The 19,654-nt window shown below is 64.5% G+C and carries 17 protein-coding genes and 1 pseudogene; 10 read left to right on the top strand and 8 right to left on the bottom strand.

Annotated features, from left to right (window positions below; all coding sequences use genetic code 11):
* From kdpA to AB0H22_RS00070, 5 genes are read left to right on the top strand one after another with little or no spacing between them, the layout of a single operon-like run.
* Positions 1 to 1,686 (top strand): potassium-transporting ATPase subunit KdpA, encoded by a 1,686-nt coding sequence (kdpA, locus tag AB0H22_RS00090; protein ID WP_358143980.1) that lies wholly within the window; start codon positions 1 to 3, stop codon positions 1,684 to 1,686.
* The gene (kdpB, locus tag AB0H22_RS00085; protein WP_180748135.1) at positions 1,683 to 3,737 is read left to right on the top strand and encodes a potassium-transporting ATPase subunit KdpB; all 2,055 of its coding nucleotides are present in this window, start codon (positions 1,683 to 1,685) and stop codon (positions 3,735 to 3,737) included. The genes kdpA and kdpB overlap by 4 nt, the downstream gene beginning before the upstream one ends.
* A gap of 2 nt (positions 3,738 to 3,739) precedes the next feature.
* Positions 3,740 to 4,336: a potassium-transporting ATPase subunit C gene (locus AB0H22_RS00080; RefSeq protein ID WP_180748134.1), complete on the top strand. Its 597-nt coding sequence runs from the start codon at positions 3,740 to 3,742 to the stop codon at positions 4,334 to 4,336.
* Positions 4,337 to 4,346: 10 nt separating this feature from the next.
* Complete coding sequence (locus AB0H22_RS00075) at positions 4,347 to 6,857, top strand: sensor histidine kinase KdpD (protein ID WP_180748133.1); 2,511 nt, start codon at positions 4,347 to 4,349, stop codon at positions 6,855 to 6,857.
* Positions 6,854 to 7,528: a response regulator gene (locus AB0H22_RS00070; protein ID WP_180748132.1), complete on the top strand. Its 675-nt coding sequence runs from the start codon at positions 6,854 to 6,856 to the stop codon at positions 7,526 to 7,528. The genes AB0H22_RS00075 and AB0H22_RS00070 overlap by 4 nt, the downstream gene beginning before the upstream one ends.
* Positions 7,529 to 7,540: 12 nt before the next feature.
* Here AB0H22_RS00070 and AB0H22_RS00065 read toward each other — a convergent pair whose 3' ends face one another.
* Complete coding sequence (locus AB0H22_RS00065) at positions 7,541 to 7,987, bottom strand: hypothetical protein (RefSeq protein ID WP_180748131.1); 447 nt, start codon at positions 7,985 to 7,987, stop codon at positions 7,541 to 7,543.
* On the opposite strand from AB0H22_RS00065, the gene AB0H22_RS00060 reads away from it, so the two are divergent.
* Genes AB0H22_RS00060 through smc form a run of 3 tightly spaced genes read left to right on the top strand, consistent with a single transcriptional unit; the run spans position 7,978 to position 12,306 of the window.
* Positions 7,978 to 8,412, top strand: coding sequence for an OsmC family protein (locus AB0H22_RS00060; RefSeq protein WP_180748130.1), 435 nt, complete (start codon positions 7,978 to 7,980; stop codon positions 8,410 to 8,412). The genes AB0H22_RS00065 and AB0H22_RS00060 overlap by 10 nt on opposite strands.
* A complete protein-coding gene (locus AB0H22_RS00055; protein ID WP_358143975.1) occupies positions 8,405 to 8,680 on the top strand; it encodes an acylphosphatase in 276 nt (91 codons plus the stop codon). The genes AB0H22_RS00060 and AB0H22_RS00055 overlap by 8 nt, the downstream gene beginning before the upstream one ends.
* A gap of 26 nt (positions 8,681 to 8,706) precedes the next feature.
* Positions 8,707 to 12,306, top strand: a complete 3,600-nt coding sequence (gene smc, locus AB0H22_RS00050) for a chromosome segregation protein SMC (RefSeq protein ID WP_358143972.1) — start codon at positions 8,707 to 8,709, stop codon at positions 12,304 to 12,306.
* Here the strand turns inward: smc and AB0H22_RS00045 are convergent.
* The 3 genes and pseudogenes from AB0H22_RS00045 to AB0H22_RS00035 all read right to left on the bottom strand — a co-directional run.
* Positions 12,274 to 12,393: pseudogene (locus AB0H22_RS00045) on the bottom strand (LLM class F420-dependent oxidoreductase); the annotation flags it as partial. The gene smc and the pseudogene AB0H22_RS00045 overlap by 33 nt on opposite strands.
* A gap of 69 nt (positions 12,394 to 12,462) precedes the next feature.
* Entirely contained in the window at positions 12,463 to 12,960 is a 498-nt protein-coding gene (locus tag AB0H22_RS00040; protein ID WP_358143970.1) for a hypothetical protein, read from the bottom strand.
* Between the two features lie 308 nt (positions 12,961 to 13,268).
* On the bottom strand, positions 13,269 to 13,763 hold the full coding sequence (locus tag AB0H22_RS00035) for a DUF4383 domain-containing protein (protein WP_358143967.1): 495 nt from the start codon (positions 13,761 to 13,763) through the stop codon (positions 13,269 to 13,271).
* A gap of 86 nt (positions 13,764 to 13,849) precedes the next feature.
* On the opposite strand from AB0H22_RS00035, the gene AB0H22_RS00030 reads away from it, so the two are divergent.
* The gene (locus tag AB0H22_RS00030) at positions 13,850 to 14,527 is read left to right on the top strand and encodes a helix-turn-helix domain-containing protein (RefSeq protein WP_358143963.1); all 678 of its coding nucleotides are present in this window, start codon (positions 13,850 to 13,852) and stop codon (positions 14,525 to 14,527) included.
* A gap of 173 nt (positions 14,528 to 14,700) precedes the next feature.
* Here the strand turns inward: AB0H22_RS00030 and AB0H22_RS00025 are convergent, their stop codons facing one another.
* The 4 genes from AB0H22_RS00025 to fni form a co-directional block, all read right to left on the bottom strand.
* Positions 14,701 to 15,537 (bottom strand): TIGR03620 family F420-dependent LLM class oxidoreductase, encoded by an 837-nt coding sequence (locus AB0H22_RS00025; protein WP_358143961.1) that lies wholly within the window; start codon positions 15,535 to 15,537, stop codon positions 14,701 to 14,703.
* 191 nt (positions 15,538 to 15,728) lie between these two features.
* On the bottom strand, positions 15,729 to 16,565 hold the full coding sequence (locus tag AB0H22_RS00020; RefSeq protein ID WP_180749641.1) for a cytochrome c biogenesis CcdA family protein: 837 nt from the start codon (positions 16,563 to 16,565) through the stop codon (positions 15,729 to 15,731).
* Positions 16,562 to 17,083, bottom strand: coding sequence for a protein disulfide oxidoreductase (locus AB0H22_RS00015; RefSeq protein WP_180748126.1), 522 nt, complete (start codon positions 17,081 to 17,083; stop codon positions 16,562 to 16,564). Before AB0H22_RS00015 ends, AB0H22_RS00020 begins: the two co-directional genes overlap by 4 nt.
* A 56-nt stretch (positions 17,084 to 17,139) precedes the next feature.
* Positions 17,140 to 18,147, bottom strand: coding sequence for a type 2 isopentenyl-diphosphate Delta-isomerase (gene fni / locus AB0H22_RS00010; protein WP_180748125.1), 1,008 nt, complete (start codon positions 18,145 to 18,147; stop codon positions 17,140 to 17,142).
* Between fni and ftsY the strand changes: the two genes are divergently transcribed.
* Positions 18,119 to 19,471: a signal recognition particle-docking protein FtsY gene (gene ftsY / locus AB0H22_RS00005; protein WP_358143957.1), complete on the top strand. Its 1,353-nt coding sequence runs from the start codon at positions 18,119 to 18,121 to the stop codon at positions 19,469 to 19,471. The genes fni and ftsY overlap by 29 nt on opposite strands.
* The last annotated feature ends 183 nt before the right edge of the window (positions 19,472 to 19,654 follow it).

Below are 19,654 nucleotides of genomic sequence, written 5' to 3'. Positions count from 1 at the left end.
GTGAATTCCGCTCTGGCGGCCGGTCTTCAGATCGGCTTAGTCATCTTGGTGCTCGCCATCGCATACGTCCCCTTGGGGGACTACATGGCGCGCGTCTTCACAATCGTCAAGCACTCGTTCGTCGAACGCGTCATCTACCGCGCCGGACGGGTGGACCCCGAGACCGAGCAGACATGGGTGGGGTACACGCTGTCGCTGTTGGGCTTCTCGTTCGCCAGCGTGATCTTCCTATATGTACTGCAGCGGATTCAGGGCGTACTGCCGCTGTCGGGTGACCTGGGCGCAGTGAGCCCCGCAGTGGCATTCAACACCGCGGTGTCATTCGTCACGAACACCAACTGGCAGTCGTACACCCCGGAAGCCACCATGACCAATCTGACTCAGATGGTGGGGCTGGCCGTGCAGAACTTCGTATCCGCAGCGGTGGGCCTAGCGGTGGCGGTGGCACTCATCCGCGGCATCGCGCGGACCTCCACCGGTGGCGAGCTGGGAAATTTCTGGGTTGACCTAGTGCGGGCAAGCCTGCGGATCCTGCTGCCCCTCTCCTTCATCGTCGCTTTGATCTTGTTGTCACAGGGCACCATTCAGTCGCTATTCACCCATTTTGATGCGACCGCACTCGACGGGACGGCCCAGCACATCGCGTTGGCTCCGGTCGCCTCGCAGGAGGCCATCAAGGAGATCGGCACCAACGGGGGCGGCATCCTGGCCGCCAACTCGGCACACCCCTTCGAGAACCCGACCCCGCTGACGAATATCCTCGAGATCCTCGCGATTCTCATCATCCCGGTGTGCCTGACCCGTACCTATTCGACGATGGTGGGGGACAAGCGCCAGGGCCTGACCGTCCTATCGGTGATGGCCACCCTCTTCGGCGGCATGCTGGCCTTCGTCACCTGGGCTGAGTCGAGCCCGCGCGGTATCGCCGCGCAGGCGGCGGGCGCGATGATGGAGGGCAAGGAAGTTAGATTCGGTATCCCCGCGACCACCCTGTTCGCGGTGGCGACCACCGGAACCTCCACGGGCGCAGTCGATGCCGCCCATGACAGCTTCACTGCGGCCGGTGGCGGGGCGTTGATCCTGAACATGCTGTTCGGCGAGATCGCACCGGGCGGCGTCGGCACCGGCCTGTACGGCATCCTGGTGCTGGCCATCATCGCCGTGTTCGTCGGTGGCCTGTTGGTGGGCCGTACACCGGAGTTCCTGGGCAAGAAGATCGGTCGGCGCCAGATCACCATGGCCGCACTGTCCGTGCTCGTCATGCCGGCGCTCGTGCTCATCGGTACTGGAATCTCGGTGGCGCTCCCGTCGACACCGGGATACCAAGGCAACAGCGGCGATCCGGGCACACCCCAGTCCATTCACGGTTTCTCCGAGGTGCTGTACGCCTACGCCTCGGCCGCCAACAACAACGGCAGCGCCTTCGGTGGCCTCACCGTGACCAGTCACTGGTTCCAGGCCTCCCTCGGTGTGGCGATGTTGTTGGGTCGCTTCCTGCCTATCATCTTTACCTTGGCGCTGGCCGGATCGCTTGTCACCCAGCAGAAGACACCGGTATCGGCCGGAACCCTGCACACCCATGGCCCCATGTTCGCCGGATTACACACCGGCACAGTGCTGTTAGTGGCCGCACTTACCTTCTTCCCGGCGCTGGCGCTGGGACCGATCGCCGAGGCAGTCCTGTGAGCAAGACCGTAGTCAGTACCGGAGTTTTCGACCCCACCCAGCTCGTCAAGGCGCTTCCGCTTGCGGTGCGCAAGCTCGACCCCAGGCATATGGCCCGCAACCCGGTGATGTTCGTGGTCACCGTGGGATCGGTGGCCACCACCGTGCTCGCCGTGTTGCATCCCTCGATCTTCGCGTGGGCCATTACAGCCTGGCTCTGGTTCACGGTGGTATTCGCGAACCTGGCCGAGGCCGTTGCCGAAGGCCGCGGCAAGGCGCAGGCGGCAAGCCTGCGAGAGGTCAAGCGGGATACCGTGGCTCGCAAGCTGGTTGGAGATGGCAACGGAAGAGAAGAAGAAGAGAGCGTCTCGGGTAGTTCGTTGCGACCGGGTGACCGGGTCGTCGTGGAGGCCGGGCAAGTCATCCCCGGTGACGGTGATGTGGTGGAAGGTATTGCAACCGTTGATGAGTCGGCCATCACAGGCGAGTCCGCACCGGTGGTCCGGGAGTCGGGCGGCGATCGTTGTGCCGTCACTGGCGGTACCACGGTGCTGTCGGACCGCATCGTCGTGCAGATCACCGCGGCTCCCGGTGAGTCCTTCGTCGACCGGATGATCGCGCTCGTGGAGGGCGCCTCCCGGCAGAAGACTCCTAACGAGATCGCGCTCAACATCCTGCTGGCTTCGCTCACCATCATCTTCCTGCTGGCTGTCGTCGCGCTGGGCCCGATGGGTAATTATGGTGGCGAGCAGCAGGATCCGGTCAAGCTCATCGCGCTGTTGGTCTGTTTGATCCCCACCACCATCGGGGCTTTGATGTCGGCGATCGGCATCGCGGGGATGGACCGGCTGGTGCAGCACAATGTGCTGGCCAAGTCGGGGCGCGCCGTCGAGGCGGCCGGTGACATCGACACCCTGCTGATGGACAAGACGGGCACCATCACCTTCGGTAACCGTCAGGCGACAGAATTCATTGCGGCGCCCGGTGTCACGCACGACACCCTCGCAGAGGCTGCGCGGGCGTCGAGCCTCGCCGACGAAACTCCTGAGGGTCGCAGCATTGTCGAGTTGGCCGGGGGGCGGGGTGCCGGGGCTGCTGCTGAGGGCGAGTTTGTGGCCTTCACCGCTGCCACGAGGATGAGCGGCCTGGACACTGCCGACGGCAGGCAGATCCGCAAGGGCGCCTCGGATGCGGTGTTCACCTGGGTGGCAAGCCTTTCCGGCGTGCAAGAGGATGACCCTGCGGTGGTGGCCGTCCGCAAGGCCGCTGACCAGGTGGCCGGCGAGGGCGGCACTCCACTGGTGGTCGCCGATCACAGCAGTACCGAGACGCGGCTCCTCGGCGTGATCCGGCTATCTGATGTGGTGAAGCCCGGCATGGCCGAACGCTTCGCACAACTGCGCGCCATGGGTATCCGCACCATCATGGTGACCGGCGACAACCCGTTGACAGCCAAGCAAATCGCCTCCGAGGCGGGTGTCGACGACTTCGTCGCCGAGGCCACCCCAGAGGACAAACTTGAGCTGCTGCGCGCTGAGCAGAAGGCCGGTCGCCTGGTCGCGATGACGGGTGACGGCACCAACGACGCCCCGGCGCTCGCGCAGGCTGACGTGGGTGTGGCGATGAACACCGGCACCTCGGCGGCCAAGGAAGCCGGGAACATGGTGGATCTGGACTCCGATCCCACCAAGCTCATCGATGTGGTGGCCATCGGCAAGCAGCTGCTGATCACCCGCGGCGCGTTGACCACCTTCTCGTTGGCCAATGACCTCGCGAAGTACTTCGCGATCCTGCCGGCATTGTTCAGCGGTATCTACCCACAGCTGAACAGCCTCAACGTGATGAGACTGGCCACTCCGCAGTCGGCGATCCTCTCGGCGGTCATCTTCAACGCCCTGGTGATCATCGCGCTGGTTCCCTTGGCGCTCAAGGGTGTCCAATATCGGCCCGTGGGAGCGGGCGAGCTGCTGCGACGAAATCTGTTGATCTACGGACTCGGTGGCGTGATCGTTCCCTTCATCGGGATCTGGTTGATCGATCTGGTCGTGCGTTTTATACCTGGGATTGGATAGCGATGAACAAGATTGTGATTGGGTGGCTGCGCCAGTGTGTGGCAGGCCTCGTGGTGCTGTTGTCTCTGACGGTGGTGCTCGGCATCGCATATCCGGCCGCGGTGTGGCTGTTCGGCCGTATTGACTCCGTGTCCGCCGAAGGCTCACCCCTCAAGGACCACAACGGGTGCGTCGTCGGATCGGCCCTCATCGGGGTGGATCCGCAGGCGTCCGGGGCGGATTTCTATTTCCACACCCGCGCCAGCGGTGACCCGGCCGCCGGGCTGCCCTCCAACCAGGGCCCCAACAGTGAGAAGCTGAAGACGGATATCCAGGAGAGGCGTGGGGCGATCGCCTCACGCGAGAGCGTCGATCCCACACGGATTCCCGCCGACGCGGTGACCGGATCAGGTTCGAGCCTGGATCCCGATATCAGCCCGGAGTACGCCGCGCTGCAGATACCGCGGGTCGCGGCGGCCACCGGTCTGGGCAGGGCGAAGATCGAGGAGTTGGTACAAGCGCACACGTCATCCCGGCAATGGGGCATTCTGGGTGAGCCGCGTGTCAACGTCCCCACGCTGAACGTGGCACTGGGCCTCACCGGCCCTCCCTGCCGATGAAGGAGAGACAGTGCCTGACGGTCTTCGCGCCAGTGGCTCATCCCTGCGCGGGACGTTGCGGATCTACCTGGGGGCCGCGCCCGGAGTAGGCAAGACCTACGCCATGCTCAACGAGGCGCACCGCCGCGCCGGGCGCGGCACCGATGTGGTCGCCGCCACCGTGGAGACTCATGGCCGCTCCAAGACGGCGGAACTACTTGACGGGCTTGAGCTCATCCCTCCTCGCGAGGTGACCTACCGCGGAACCGTGATGTACGAGCTCGACATCGACGCCGTATTGGCGCGCAAGCCGGCTCTGGTGCTTATCGACGAGATGGCGCATACCAATGTGCCGGGCAGTCGGAATGCCAAGCGCTGGCAGGATATCGACGAGATCCTCGATGCCGGTATCGATGTGCTGACCACTATTAATGTGCAGCACCTGGAAAGCCTGAACGACGTTGTCGAGCAGATCACCGGGATCGTGCAGCGTGAGACCGTCCCCGATGCCGTGGTGCGCCGCGCCGAGCAGGTCGAGCTCGTTGACATCACACCGGAGGCGTTGCGGCGCAGGATGGTTCATGGCAACGTCTATGCGCCAGAGAAGGTGGGTTCGGCACTGGGTAACTACTTTCGGACGGGCAACCTGACGGCGCTGCGTGAGCTGGCGCTGCTCTGGCTCGCCGATCAGGTGGACGCTGCGCTCGCCAAATATCGCTCGGACAACAGGATCACCAAGACCTGGGAGGCGCGTGAGCGCGTGGTTGTCGCGGTCACCGGTGGACCCGAATCGGAGACCCTGGTGCGCCGGGCAAGCCGGATCGCCGCCAAGTCAAGCGCCGAGCTTCTGGTGGTGCATGTGGTGCGCGGTGACGGTCTGGTCGGGGCCTCCACCGCGGTCATGGCGCGGGTACGTCGATTGGCCAACGACATTGGAGCCTCGGTGCAGGCTGTTACCGGCGATGATGTGCCGCAGACGCTGCTTGACTTCGCGCGTGGGGTCAATGCCACCCAGTTGGTGATGGGCACCTCGCGACGGTCACGGTGGGCCCGGATCTTCGACGAGGGTGTGGCCGCGGCCGTCATCCGCGACTCCGGCGCCATCGATGTGCACATGGTGACGCACGGGCACATGCGGCCTGTGGGCCTGCGCAGCTGGTCCATGCCCCCGGAAGGGCGTAAGCGGCTCATCGTCAACTGGTTGGCCGCGATTCTGGTACCCCTGGCGACCGCATTATTCATTCACTTCTTCGACTCCGCGCTCGGCGTCGGCAGCAAGAGCGCCCTGTTTCTGATTGCGGTACTGACAGTTTCGCTGCTCGGTGGTGTGTCGACCGCGCTGGTGTCCGCGATCATCTCAGGTCTGCTGCTCAACTTTCTGTTCGTCGCACCCCGGTATAGCTTCACCATCGGTGAGACCGATAATGCGCTAACCATCCTGATGATGATGGTGACGGCTGTCGCCGTCGCGGCCTTGGTGGACGCGGCCGCCACCCGGGCACGGCAGGCTCGGCGGGCCTCTCGCGAGGCGGAACTGCTGGCGCTCTTCGCCGGTGGCGTCCTGGTCAACTCCGACCTCTCTGCCCTGCTGGAACGGGTGCGGACCACCTACAACCAGACTGCGGTCAGTCTGCTGTGCGCGGAGGGGCCCGCAGTCGCCAGCGTGGGGGAGGACCCGCCCACTCGGGAATCGGAGGCCGACTCGGTATTCCGGGTAGACGACGGTGCATACGCGCTGGCGCTCAACGGGCCGCCGGTGCCGTCCGCCGATGCGCGGGTGCTTCAGGTGGTCGCCGGAACCGCGGCAGGCCTGGTTCGTTCGGCGCGCCTGGCCGAGGAGGCATCGCAGGCTTCGGCTCTCGCCGAGGCGGACCGGCTGCGGCGGGCACTGCTGTCGGCGGTCAGCCATGACCTGCGCACCCCGTTGGCCGCGGTCAAGGCCGCCGTGTCGAGCCTACGCAGCCCCGATATCGAGTTTTCGCCCGAGGACACCGCGGAACTGCTTGCCACCGTGGAAGAGTCGACCGATCAGCTCACCGCGCTGGTGGGCAACCTACTGGACTCGTCGCGGCTGGCGGCGGGTGTCGTCAAACCCCGGGCGGTGCCGGTCTACGTCGAGGAGATCGCGCAGCGTGCGCTGCTCGGTGCCACCGAGAACGACCGCAAGCGAGTGCACCTGGACTTGAACGGCGCGGTGGTGCGGGCGGATCCGGGTCTGCTCGAGCGCGTATTGGCCAACCTTGTCGACAATGCACTGCGATACTCACAGGGGCAGGTGCTGGTCAACTACGAAGAAGTGGAGGACCGCACGCTGGTGATCGTCGCCGACCACGGGAAGGGATTGGACGCATCAAAACGCGGTGCGGCCTTCGAGGCCTTCCAGCGGCTCGGCGATCGCGACAATACAGTCGGTGTGGGACTTGGGCTTTCGGTGGTTAGGGGTTTTGTGGAAGCAATGGAGGGCACGGTGAATGCGACCGATACGGCCGGCGGCGGTCTGAGCATGATCGTCGATCTACCCAGTGCCGGGCTGCTCCGGTGACGCGGGTACTGGTCGTAGATGACGAGCCTCAGATCCTGCGCGCGCTGCGGATCAACCTGTCTGCACGTGGCTACGAGGTGGTGACGGCCTCGTCGGGAGCGGGCGCACTGCGCGCGGCCGCCGAGACCCAGCCCGAGGTGGTAATCCTGGACCTCGGGCTGCCCGATATGGACGGCACCGAGGTACTGGCCGGGCTGCGCGGATGGACGACTGTTCCGGTGATCGTGCTGTCGGCTCGCACCGATTCGGCGGACAAGGTGGAGGCACTCGATGCGGGTGCCGACGACTACGTGACCAAACCCTTTGGCATGGACGAGTTCCTGGCCCGGTTGCGCGCTGCGGTGCGCCGTGGCACACCCGATGGCGCCGAACCGGTGGTGCACACTGGCACCTTCGATGTGGATCTTTCCTCGCACAAGGTGATCCGCGATGGCCGGGAGGTGCACCTGACGCCCACCGAATGGTCGATGTTGGCAGTGCTGGTGCGCAATCGCGGAAAGCTGGTGGGGCAGAAGGAGCTGTTGCACGAGGTCTGGGGGCCGGCGTACAGCTCCGAAACCCATTATCTGCGTGTGTATCTCGCACAGCTGCGCCGCAAACTGGAAATCGATCCCGCTCATCCCAAGCACCTGCTTACCGAGGCGGGGATGGGATACCGCTTTCAGGAGTAGCGCTGAGAAGGGCTAGAAAGGCGGTCGGCCGAGATCGATCTGCTGCACATCCGGATCGCATCCGGGCCGGTAGTTGCGGACCAGCTTGCCGTAGCTCGCCTTGAACTGGTCGGCGCCTATCTTTTCCACGGTTTCCGGCTTGGCGAGCAGCACGTAGATGCCCATCGGGGTGATGCGCTTGGTGAAGCACGTGTCGACGACCGTGTAGGCCTGCCGCTCGGCGGAGGTGGGGACGATCTTGGGTTCACCCGGTGGGACGTATACCAGCTCCTCGATCCGCGGGCCCCACGAACCAGATAGCAACTGCGCCCGTACCTCGCTGTACGGACGCAGCAGTAGGGACTCTAGCGCCACAACCGGTTCCGCCGCGGCCGTTGGTGCACACAGGGTTTGTACACAGAACGTCGCCAACGCCATCGTGGCAGCGGAGATTACATAGCATTGCGGGCGTGACGTCATTATGGGTAGAGCGTACGGGCAATCGGCGCTATACGGGACAGAGCTCCCGAGGTGCGGAAGTGCTGATCGGTTCGGAGACTATCGACGGGGTATTCACCCCGGGTGAGCTCCTCAAGATCGCCCTGGCGGCCTGCAGCGGAATGTCCAGCGATCAGCCGCTCGCACGCCGCCTCGGGGACGACTACCAGGTGCGCATCGATGTCAGCGGACCCGCTGATCGGGAGCAGGAGCGTTATCCGGTGCTCGACGAAAAGATGGTCATCGACCTGAGCGGGCTCAGCCCAGAGGAGCGTGCGCGGGTGCTCACCGTCGTGGAACGCGCCGTCGACCAGGTGTGCACTGTCGGGCGCACCCTGAAGGCTGGAGTCGAGGTGAATTTCACGGTGGATGAGCGCTCGCGCGAAGACCGAGAGCCGAGTGTCTGAGGTCCGCTTATCCGCCTGGGTGCACGGCCACGTGCAGGGGGTCGGTTTTCGTTGGTATGTGCGGTCCCGAGCCCTTGAACTCGGCCTGACCGGATATGCCACCAACACCCGGGATGGTCGGGTACATGTGGTCGCACAGGGCGAAAAGACGGCCTGCGAACAGCTGCTTGCCAAGTTGAACAGCGGTGAAACGCCAGGTCGGGTAGATCTGGTGGTGGACAGCTGGCAGGAGCCCGGCGAGCCCATCTCCGGGTTTAGCGAGCGTTAGCGCCACGACCGGTATTCTGGCCCGCTGTGCACCTCAAGAGTCTGACGCTGAAGGGCTTCAAGTCCTTTGCTTCGCCGACGACTCTGCGCCTCGAACCGGGTATCACCTGTGTAGTCGGCCCCAATGGTTCGGGTAAGTCCAATGTCGTGGACGCCCTGTCCTGGGTGATGGGTGAGCAGGGCGCCAAGGCCCTGCGCGGCGGCAAGATGGAAGACGTCATCTTCGCGGGCACATCGACCCGCGCACCGTTGGGCCGCGCCGAAGTCACCCTGACGATCGACAACTCCGATCACGCGCTGCCGATCGAGTACTCCGAGGTGTCCATCACCCGCCGGATGTTCCGGGACGGCGCCGGCGAATACGAGATCAACGGCCAGAGCTGCCGCCTGATGGACGTCCAGGAACTGCTGTCCGATTCGGGTATCGGCCGGGAAATGCACGTCATCGTCGGGCAGGGTCGCCTCTCACAGATCCTGGAGTCCCGACCGGAGGATCGCCGCGCCTTCATCGAGGAGGCGGCCGGGGTACTCAAGCACCGCAGGCGCAAGGAAAAGGCGGTCCGCAAGCTCGAGTCGATGGCCGCCAACCTGGCCCGGCTCACCGACCTCACCACCGAACTGCGACGCCAGCTCAAACCCCTTGGGCGCCAAGCGGAAGTCGCGCGCCGTGCCGCCACCGTGCAGGCCGATCTGCGGGACTCGCGGCTGCGCCTCGCCGCCGACGATTTGGTGCGCAGGCGCGATGAGTTCGACGGCACCAATGACGCCGAGGCCACGCTGCGCAAGGAACACTCGGAGATCACCGAAAAGCTCGATGTGGCAACCGCGGTGCTGGCCGAGCACGAGACGGCTCTGAACGAATTGATGCCGCAGGCCGAGCAGGCCCAGCAGACCTGGTTCCGGTTGTCGGCCCTCGCCGAGCGCGTCAGTGCCACCGTCCGGATCGCTGGGGAGCGGGCCAGCCACCTGGACGAGGTGGTGGCCGTGCCGACCGGACCCGATCCGGACGAGCTGGAGGCACAGGCGGAGCGTGTCGCGGAGCAGGAACGCCTGCTGATCACGCAGCTGGAAACGGTTGCCGAGCAGCTGGCAGCGGCCAAGGACGAGCTGGTCACGAAGGAGGCCGCTGTTGCCGAGGCGCAGCGCCAGCACCTGGCGGCCGTGTCCGCCGAGGCGGATCGACGCGAGGGCCTCGCCAGGCTCACCGGTCAGGTCGACACCATGCGCACCCGGCTGGAATCCATCGACAGCCAGGCGCAGCGTCTTACCGAGACGATCGAAGAGGCGACGGTACGCGGTGAGGTCGCGCAGACCGAGTTCGACACCATCAAGGCGCGCGTAGCCGAGCTCGACCAGGGCGAGGTGGGGCTCGACGAGAATCACGAACGGTCGGTATCGGCCCTCTCGATCGTCAATGAACGTGTCGCAGAACTGCAATCGGCCGAACGTCAGGCCGAACGTCAGATCGCTTCGCTCAAGGCGCGTATCGACGCGCTTGCCATCGGGCTGGACCGTAAGGACGGCTCGGCATGGCTCACCGAGAACCACAGTGGCGCTGGAATCTTCGGATCCATCGCGCAGCTGGTCAAGGTGCGTCCCGGTTACCAGGGCGCCATCGCGACGGCGATGGGACCGGCCGCCGACGCGGTGGCCGCGGAGAACGCCGCAGCGGCGCAGGCCGCCGTGGCCGCGCTAAAGGCCTCCGACGGCGGGCGGGCGGCGATCGTGTTCGGCGAGTGGCCCGCCAACACGCATGCACGTCCGGCGATTACCCTGCCATCCGGCGCGCACTGGGCCACCGACCTGGTGGAGGCGCCCGAGCGGCTGGCCACCGCGGTGTCGGCCATACTGGCCTCGGTGGTGGTGGTCGACGAGATCGGCGCCGCCATCGAGGTGGTGCTGGCCAACCCGTTGCTGCGGGCCGTGACCATCGACGGCGATCGGGTGGGCGCCGGCTGGGTTGCCGGCGGATCCGACAAGAAGCAGAGCACCCTCGAGATCCAGGCCTCCATCGAGGCAGCCCGGGAAGAGCTGCGGGCCAACGAATCTCAAGTGGGTGAGATTTCCGCGGCGTTGGCGGGCGCGCTCGCCGAGCAGACGGCGCGCCAGGACACTGCCGAGCAGGCATTGGCTGCCCTCAACGAGTCCGATGCGGCCATCTCGGCGGTGTACGAGCAGCTGGGGCGCGTCGGCCAAGGCGCTCGCATCGCGGCTGATGAGGTGAAAAAACTTACCCTGCAACGTGATCAGCTGGAACTCGGCCGCGCCAAGACGATGGAAGAGCTGGCCGAGGTCGAGTCCCGGCTACGCAATGCCGAAGAGGCCCCCAACCTGTTCGATGATGAGCCCGTCGATCGCGATGACATGGTCGCTGAGCTGGAAGAGGCTCGTTCCGTGGAGATCGAGGCGCGCCTGGCGGTGCGCACCTCCGAGGAACGGGTGAATTCCGTTCGAGGTAAAGCTGACTCGTTGCGCCGAGCCGCGATGGCAGAGCGTGAGGCACGTGCCCGGTCAGAGCGGGCGGCCGTCGCGCGGAAGCGAACGGCTGCCATGGCGAGCACAGTCGTTGCGGCCGGCCACGAGGTTGCCGCCCGTCTCGAACACGTGGTGGCCGCCGCGTCCGCGCGTCGTGACCAACTCGGCGCGACCCGCGCACAGCACACCGCGGCGATCGGCACCGTGCGCGAGCAGGCCCGTGAACTCACCGCTGCCCAGAGCCGCCTGACTGATGCACTGCATCGCGACGAGGTCGCCAAAGCCCAAGCGGTTCTGCGCATTGAGCAGCTCTCGGAACAAGTGCTCGAACAGTTCGGTATGGCGGCCGACGATCTCATCGCCGAATACGGTCCGCATGTCGAGCTGCCGCCCACGCAGCAGGAGATGGACGAATACGAGCAGGCTCGCGAGCGCGGGGAGCAGGTGAGCGCGCCCCGGCCCATGCCGTTTGACCGGGACACCCAGGAGCGCCGTGCCAAGCGGGCCGAGAAGGACCTGCGCGAGCTCGGTAAGGTTAATCCCCTTGCCCTGGAAGAGTTTGCGGCTCTGGAGGAGCGGTACAACTTCCTGTCGACACAGCTTGAGGACGTCAAGGCGGCACGTAAGGATCTGCTCGAAGTGGTCGCCGACGTGGACGAGCGCATATTGCAGGTGTTCACGGAGGCCTACGCCGATGTGGAGCGCGAGTTCAAGGGTGTGTTCTCCTCGTTGTTCCCCGGCGGCGAAGGCCGACTGGTTCTGACCGACCCCAATGACATGCTCACCACCGGGATCGAGGTGGAGGCGCGTCCACCGGGCAAGAAGATCAAGCGGCTGTCACTGCTCTCCGGTGGCGAGAAGTCGCTGACCGCGGTTGCCATGCTGGTGGCGATCTTCCGGGCTAGGCCGTCGCCGTTCTACGTGATGGATGAGGTCGAGGCCGCACTCGATGATGTCAACCTGCAGCGCCTGATCGGCCTATTCGAACAGCTGCGGGAGAAGTCGCAGCTCATCGTTATCACTCACCAGAAGCCGACGATGGAGGTCGCCGACGCGCTCTACGGCGTCAGCATGCGCGATGACGGCATCACGCAGGTGGTCTCACAGCGCATGCGTGGTCTAGACGGCCAGCTCTCGAGCCAAAACGCCTAGCGCCTGCGCGCGTTTGGCAGGATCGCCGAGCACCTGGATAGCGACCTGGGTGGCCCCGGCGTCCCGATGCTCCTGTAGCTGGGCCGAGCGCGGCGGCTGGAAGAAGTGGGCCGATGGAAGAGGTCTGACCGTCCAATACTGTTGAAGGGCAACTAATTACGCTGTCTTGGCGTCCAATGCAAACCAGAGTATTTTTACGTATTTTCCCTTGCTTGTCTTTCCAAACACCGGTCCAAGGAAGATGCCTGGCGAGACCTCACGCAGTTCGTCATAGGGTTTGCGTCCCAGTTGTGAATTGCCGGGATGGTCGTATTCAAATACGAAGGTGTCACGGCCGTCGATGATTGATTTTCCGATCCGGGTGGTGAAGGGAAACCATTCCCGGCCGAATCTGACTCGGTTCGCGCCGTGTCCGTGCTTGCCATCCTGGCCGCTGACGAGCTTCTTCCCGACCCACACGAAGTGCCGTTGCCTGGCCAGCGCGCGTAATCCTGCCGCTAGGAGTCCACGATCGAGCCCATGGATAGCTAACATCCGGCCGTTGGGCGAAGAACCCAATACGGAGAGATCAGTGGGTTCATTGCTGGCTCGGTACAGCGCTTCGAGTTCGCCAACGAGCATTCGGGATAATGTGTCAAAGGTGTGCTTGGACATTGTTTGTCCTCTTTCAATGTTATGAAGGCTGAGGTCCGGACAAGGGGCTTGGTGTGTTGGGCTTGATGTTGGATGCGATTACGGCAGTACCGTATGTGCGGCGGTATTCTGCGCCCGCAGCAATGCAGTGTCGCGCTGGTGGTGCTTCATCGAAGTACCTTCGGACACGCACCATAGTGCGGTCGTGACGAGCAGTAGGGCTGTGCCAACGGTCAGGAGCGCATCGGCTGTGCCCGGGGTGCAGAAAATTCGGGTCGATTTGCAGCTGAAGGCGTTGGCTTGGTCGCCATCCAAGTTGCCCGATCTGCTCATGGTGTCTCGGCGGAGCCGGATAACACTGGAATCGACGATGGCACAGTCGTTTTCAGGATCCCGTAGGTTGCAATGCCTGCCAATATGAGGCCCTCGCTGACGTGTACCCAGGTGGCGAAAGGATCGACAGCCATAATTTCGCACACACCCATGCCTGCTGTTGCGCATACTGCCGCCATGCCCCAATAGACCAACGCGGTGGCGGCGGCATAGCCGATGGCACCGGTGCGGGTCCGGACGCACAGTAGCCCTGCTACTCCTGTTGCCAAATGAAACAAGGCATGCCAACCGTTGACGGCGACAGGTATGACTCCGAATGCGTAGAAGGAGGCCGAATACATCGCGCCTGTCGTGTGTACCGGGAAATCATGACTAATCGCCAGTCCAGCCGGCCCATTGAAGGTGAACCAGACGGCCATCAGGAACGCCAAGAACTGCACGCGAGTCGTACTGACGTTCTGGATGTAGTGGGAGAAGGCGGCTCTGGACATGCATCCCTCCTAGAGAGATCGTGAGACAATATGTGTATTTCTATCTCTACGGTATCGTCGGTTCACACGAAATGACAAGGAGTGCTGTGAGCCAAGTGACCAAGGGCACACTGCTCAACACACTCGCATCGAGCGATCCGGCGGCTCTGCGGCTGCCCGACGAATCGGACGAGATCACCAAGCGGATACTGGCCGCTGCGTTCGAGCAGTTCTCCGTCGTCGGCTGGCGGCGCTCAACAGTTGAAGACGTGGCTAAGCGGGCAGGATTGGGCCGCGCTACCGTATATCGGAGATTTCCTAACAAAAGCGCGCTGACTGTGGCAGTTGCGCAAGCCGAGCTGGGTAGGTACATGGCCGGCGCCGCTTTGGCTAGCGGAGGGCAGGCAACTGTGGCCGACCGCATGGCTGAAAGCTCTGCCTACACATTGGAGTTCGTTCGCAATCATCCACTGCTAAGGCGTTTGCTTGAGACCGAACCGGACGCCATCCTGCCTACCCTCACCACAGAAGCCGGACCAATCATCGAAACATTCCGAGAGTTTTGTGCCGCTCTCTGGAAAACCGAAATCTACGGTGACGCGATAGTTTCACAGCAAACCATCACGCATCTGCGAACCGCGGCCGAACTACATATCCGAATCGCGCTCTCGTTGATACTGACCCAAGAAAGCGCTATCGAACTTGACACTGCTGAACAGGCCCGTCAGTTCACGCGTCACTACCTGGCACCGATGCTCGACGCGAACCAAGACACCGGACAATAAAACCGCTCGGCAAGGTTTCAATCCCCTTCCGCTGGAAGAGTCCGCGCACCTGGAAGTCGCAGCTCATCGTTATCACTCACCAGAAGCCGACGATGGAGGTCGCCGACGCGCTCTACGGCGTCAGCATGCGCGATGACGGCATCACGCAGGTGGTCTCACAGCGCATGCGTGGTCTAGACGGCCAGCTCTCGAGCCAAAACGCCTAGCGCCTGCGCGCGTTTGGCAGGATCGCCGAGCACCTGGATAGCGACCTGGGTGGCCCCGGCGTCCCGATGCTCCTGCAGTCGCGCCGCGATCTGCTCCGGAGTCCCGTATGCGATAAGGGAATCCACCAGCTTGTCGCTGCCCGGCTTGACCAGATCCTTCGTGCTGCCGGCGAAACGCTCCAACATGGTCAGGTAGTTGGTCAGGCCGAGATACAGGTCCAGGGCTTGACGGCCGATCGCGCGGGCCTCGTCCGCATCGGTGGTGAGCACCACCTTCTGCTCGGGGACGATGATGGCGTCGGGTCCCAGAAGCTCACGTGCCCAACGAGTATGGGAGGGCGGGGTGAGGTACGGGTGGGCGAGCGCCGATCGCCCCGTGGCGAGCTTGAGCGACTTTTCCGCCAGCGCCGCCAGCCCCCGGCCCTCCTTCGGGACCCCGACCTCATCGAGCACATCGAGGTACTCGACCAGGCCGGTGTACGGCTTGTAGACCACGCCATTGTCGACCTCGGGATGTCCGGCGCCGATACCGAGGATGAACCGCCCGGGATGTGCCGACTCGATGCGCTGCCAGGACTGCCCGGCTTCCCGCGCGGGCGCAGACCAGATGTTAACGATCGCGGTCACGATCCTGATGCGCTCGGTGGCCGACAGCAGGGGGTCGACCCATGGCAGACCGGCGGGGGGCGAACCGCCCAGCCACGCAGTATCGAAGCCGAGGTCTTCGACGGCCCGCAAGAGATCTGCGTCCACCGTCGCGTAGTGAGTGAAGAATCCGTAGGGCGCGAAATCAGGTGCTGTCACGCTTCTACGCAACTCCGAACAGCGCCGACGCTATTCCTTTTCGTCAGCCGGATTACTTATCTGCACCGCAGCTGCAGTTGGAGCCACACTGACAGTCAACGCAGGTGCAGTTGGGGTTGTCGCAGGTCTTCGATGTCTCAGCTGCGACGGTCTCATTGCTAGTCATGCATATGATGCTACGCCCAGACGTGCTAATCCTTGGCGGTATTGCGCCACCAAACGGCCGCGCCGACCGCCACCAAACCGAGAACGAGCAGCCACGGCCAGGCGCCGTGCAGGTACACCCAGCCGGAGATTGTGCGTTGAATCTTCCCGGCCGCGTTGATGATCGGGTCGTCGGGGTTGCCATTGGCGTGGAACAGCCTGACCTCGTAGCTGCCGTAGTACCCCACGTAGGCGCCGACCAGGATGAGGATGCCGCCGCTGATCCGGTTCAGGTACGGCAGCAGGCGCCGCATCGCGTTCAGCAGCACCGTGCTGGCCAGGGCGGTGGACATGGCCAGCGTGCCCACCACGAGGGTGATACCGGAGGCGTACGCCAGGTAGACCATGACACCGTCGAACAGGGACCCACTCTCGAAGGTGGTACTGGTGACCGCGAGGAACGGGCCGATGGTGCAGGACAGCGAGGCGACCGCGTATCCCACGCCGTAGCCGAACATCGAGCCCAACCGGGTGGTGGGAGCGTTCGCATCCAGCACTTTGGGCATGAGCGCGATGATGTCGCGGCCGGACAGCAGCCACAGCCCCAGGATCACCAGGCCGATTCCGAAAACCACCGTCACGAAAGGCAGATAGCGCTGCACCACGGACGCCACCGATACCGTCAGCAGCCCGAAGACGGTGAACACCGCGACGAACCCGGCCGCCATCACCACGGTGGCCACTACGGCGCGGGCCACTGCCTGTGACCTGCCGATCTCGGCACCGGGGCCGCGCACCACGAGCGCGAGATAGACCGGGAGCAGTGCGAAACCGCACGGGTTGAGTGCGGCGATCAGCCCGGCTGCAAAGGCCAGTGAAGTCAGGTGAGTGCCTTCACCCGGTCGCTGAGCTCCTGTTCAGACATCGACGATGTCGGATTGTTCACGAAGTCCGAGGTGCCGTTGGAGTTGATGAACAGATACGCCGGTTGCCAGGGCACTCCGAACTGCCGCCAAAGCGAGCCGTCGGCGTCGTTGAGGTTGGTGAAGTGGAGGTTATAGCGCGAGATAAACCCCTCCATGTCACCGACGGAACCGCGGCCGGAGATGCCGACGAAGGTGACTCGGGGATTGGCCGCGGATACCGCACTCACGTGCGGACCCTCGCCATTGCAGAACGGGCAGTAGGCCGCCCAGAACCACAACACCACCGGCTTGCCTTTGAGGCTGGCGCCGTTGAACGGCGCGCCCGAGACCGTGGTGCCGGTGAAATCGAGTAGGCCATCGGCTCGCGCCGTAGGCGTACCGACGGCACCGACCGACAGACACAACACGGTGGCGATGACCGCCAAGGTGCGCGTCAGTGCTCGAACCTTGTTACGTCCCCCGAATTGGATTTTCATGCCAAGAACCTCCTGGGACGATGTGACTTCCGCAGTGTATGACGGTTGTCTCCCGTTTAGCGGGGACGAAGCGAAATTCGCTGGAGCTGTTTGATCGTGCTGACGTCGGCGCAGTGCATGACGATGCGCAGTTCGTCGAGGAACTGTTCGAGCCAGGCAATCACCGCCTGCGACGATTGGACCGCGGGCGCCAGGAGGGGGAGTGCGACTGAAACAGCATCGGCTCCCAGCGCGATGGCCTTCGCGGCGTCCATGCCAGTGCGTATCCCGCCCGAGCCGACCAGCGGCATATGCGGTAGCTCGGCGTGCACTTCTACGAGTGCGTCCGCGGTCGGGATGCCCCATTCGGCGAGCTCGGGTGAGGTGATCGCCCCGAACCGGACGAACTGCTCGACCCGGGCCCACGAGGTGCCGCCCGCACCCGCGACATCGATAGCAGCCAGTCGGCATCCACCGAGGCGGCGTGCGGCGGCGCCGCTGATACCGTGGCCGACCTCCTTGAGCAGCACGGGGAACTCGACGGCGTGGGTCAGCTCGGCGAGTCGATGCACCTGACCGGTGAAATCGGTGTCGCCACCGGGCTGCACGGCCTCCTGTAGCGGGTTGGTATGCACCGCGAGCGCGTCCGCGCCCACCCGCTCCACCAGGGTGCTCAGCCGGGCGGTATCGGCGATGTTGCCGAGCTGTGCCAGCCCAATATTGCCGATGAGCAGGATGTCGGGTGCCACCTCGCGGACCGAGAAGGTGTCTGCGCTCTCGGGGTCGACGAGCATGGCCCGCTGAGACCCCAGCATCATCCCAATACCCAGCTCCTGGGCTGCCGCTGCCAGGTTGCGGTTGATGGTGGCCGAGAGTTTCGCGCCACCGGTCATCGCTCCGATAAGCACGGGCGCCGCCAGCTGTTTGCCCAGGAATTCGGTGGACAGGTCGACCTCGGCGAGGCTGGAGTTCGGCAGCGCGATGTAGGGCAGGTCGAATCGGTCCAGGCCGGTGGTGCGAGTGACGTACTGCACTGGATCGCTCAGGCAGGCGTCAATGTGGCGCTTCTTGCGTTCCTGTAACAATGCCCTAGTGCCTCTTGAAGTGTGGATCGCCATCGCGATCGTTGCCGTCTTGGTTGTTGCCGCATTGGTCTTCGGACTGGTGCGTTACCGCTCTCGCAGTATCAGCCTGACACGGTCCTCCGAGATCACCGAGGGTGCCACACCGAGCGACCGTTCTGGTGGATACACCGCCGGGTCCACCATCACCTTTAGCGAGGGCGGTGCGCAAGCTGTCCCGCTGCCCACCGTGGGCGATGACGCCGAGATTCCTCGGGACGCGCCTCGACGCACCATCTCCAATGTCCAGCTGCCGGAGCCTGTTGTCGAGCCCGAGCCCGAGCCCGAACTTGTGCCCGAACCCGAGCTCGTCACGGAACCCGAGGCTGAGCCGGAACCTGAACGCGCGGCGGTGCTCGATGAGATCGCGCCGGTGGCGGGGCGGCTGGACCGGCTCCGGGGGCGGCTGGCCAGCTCGCAGAATGCCGTGGGTCGCGGCCTGCTGGGGCTGCTGGGGGCCGGGGACCTCGACGAGGAATCGTGGGAGGAGGTCGAGGACACCCTGCTGATCGCCGACCTCGGCACCGCGGTCACCACCTCGATCGTGGACAGGCTACGCAGCGAGATGGCAGCACGTAGCGTGCGTACCGAGGCGCAGGCCAGGGCGCTGCTGCGGGAGGTGCTCATCGACGAGCTGCAACCCGACCTCGACCGATCCATCAAGGCGCTGCCGCATAACGACAAACCATCGGTGCTGCTCGTCGTCGGGGTGAACGGCACGGGCAAGACCACCACCGTGGGCAAGTTGGCCCGTGTGCTCGTGGCCGACGGGCGCCGGGTGGTACTCGGGGCCGCCGACACATTCCGCGCGGCCGCGGCCGATCAGCTACAGGCATGGGGCCAGCGGGTGGGTGCTCAGGTGGTGCGGGGTGCCGAGAATGCCGATCCCGCGTCGGTCGCCTTCGACGCCGTCGACGCCGGGATCCGTGCGGGTGCCGATGTGGTGGTGGTCGACACCGCCGGGCGGCTGCACACGAAGACCGGCCTCATGGACGAGCTCGGCAAGATCAAACGCGTGGTCGAACGCCGTGCCGACGTCGACGAGGTGCTGCTGGTGCTCGACGCCACCATTGGGCAGAACGGCCTGGCACAGGCCCGGGTGTTCGCCGACGTGGTGGACATCACCGGTGTGGTGCTCACCAAACTTGACGGAACGGCTAAGGGCGGCATCGTTTTTCACGTGCAACGCGAGCTCGGCGTGCCGGTGAAGCTGGTCGGCCTCGGCGAGGGGCCCGACGATCTGGCTCCGTTCGAGCCGCCGGCATTCGTCGACGCACTGCTGGGGTAGATCCCGTGGAGAACAACCGGTAACAGAGGCGAAACACACGCGCGCCCTCTCGGAAACATCCGCTGCGCATTCTTCACAGCGCAACGTGCTGAGATCAGTCGAGAGGAATGCCGCTAGTGGATGGTTTCCCAGTAATGGGTGTCCCGAATACCGGGGACACCGCGTGGATGTTGGCCAGCGCTG

This window comes from Mycobacterium sp. NPDC050853 (assembly GCF_040653875.1).
GTDB lineage: Bacteria > Actinomycetota > Actinomycetes > Mycobacteriales > Mycobacteriaceae > Mycobacterium.
Note: the sequence above shows the minus strand (reverse complement) of the source record. Positions and strands in the feature narration are given on the sequence as shown.

Excerpts from the sequence above, each read along its gene's own strand:
- AB0H22_RS00080 (WP_180748134.1), top strand. The coding sequence starts at position 3,740 with ATGAACAAGATTGTGATTGGGTGGCTGCGCCAGTGTGTGGCAGGCCTC.
- AB0H22_RS00065 (WP_180748131.1), bottom strand. The coding sequence starts at position 7,987 with ATGACGTCACGCCCGCAATGCTATGTAATCTCCGCTGCCACGATGGCG.
- AB0H22_RS00040 (WP_358143970.1), bottom strand. The coding sequence starts at position 12,960 with ATGTCCAAGCACACCTTTGACACATTATCCCGAATGCTCGTTGGCGAA.
- AB0H22_RS00035 (WP_358143967.1), bottom strand. The coding sequence starts at position 13,763 with ATGTCCAGAGCCGCCTTCTCCCACTACATCCAGAACGTCAGTACGACT.
- AB0H22_RS00015 (WP_180748126.1), bottom strand. The coding sequence starts at position 17,083 with ATGAAAATCCAATTCGGGGGACGTAACAAGGTTCGAGCACTGACGCGC.
- ftsY (WP_358143957.1), top strand. The coding sequence starts at position 18,119 with ATGTGGCGCTTCTTGCGTTCCTGTAACAATGCCCTAGTGCCTCTTGAA.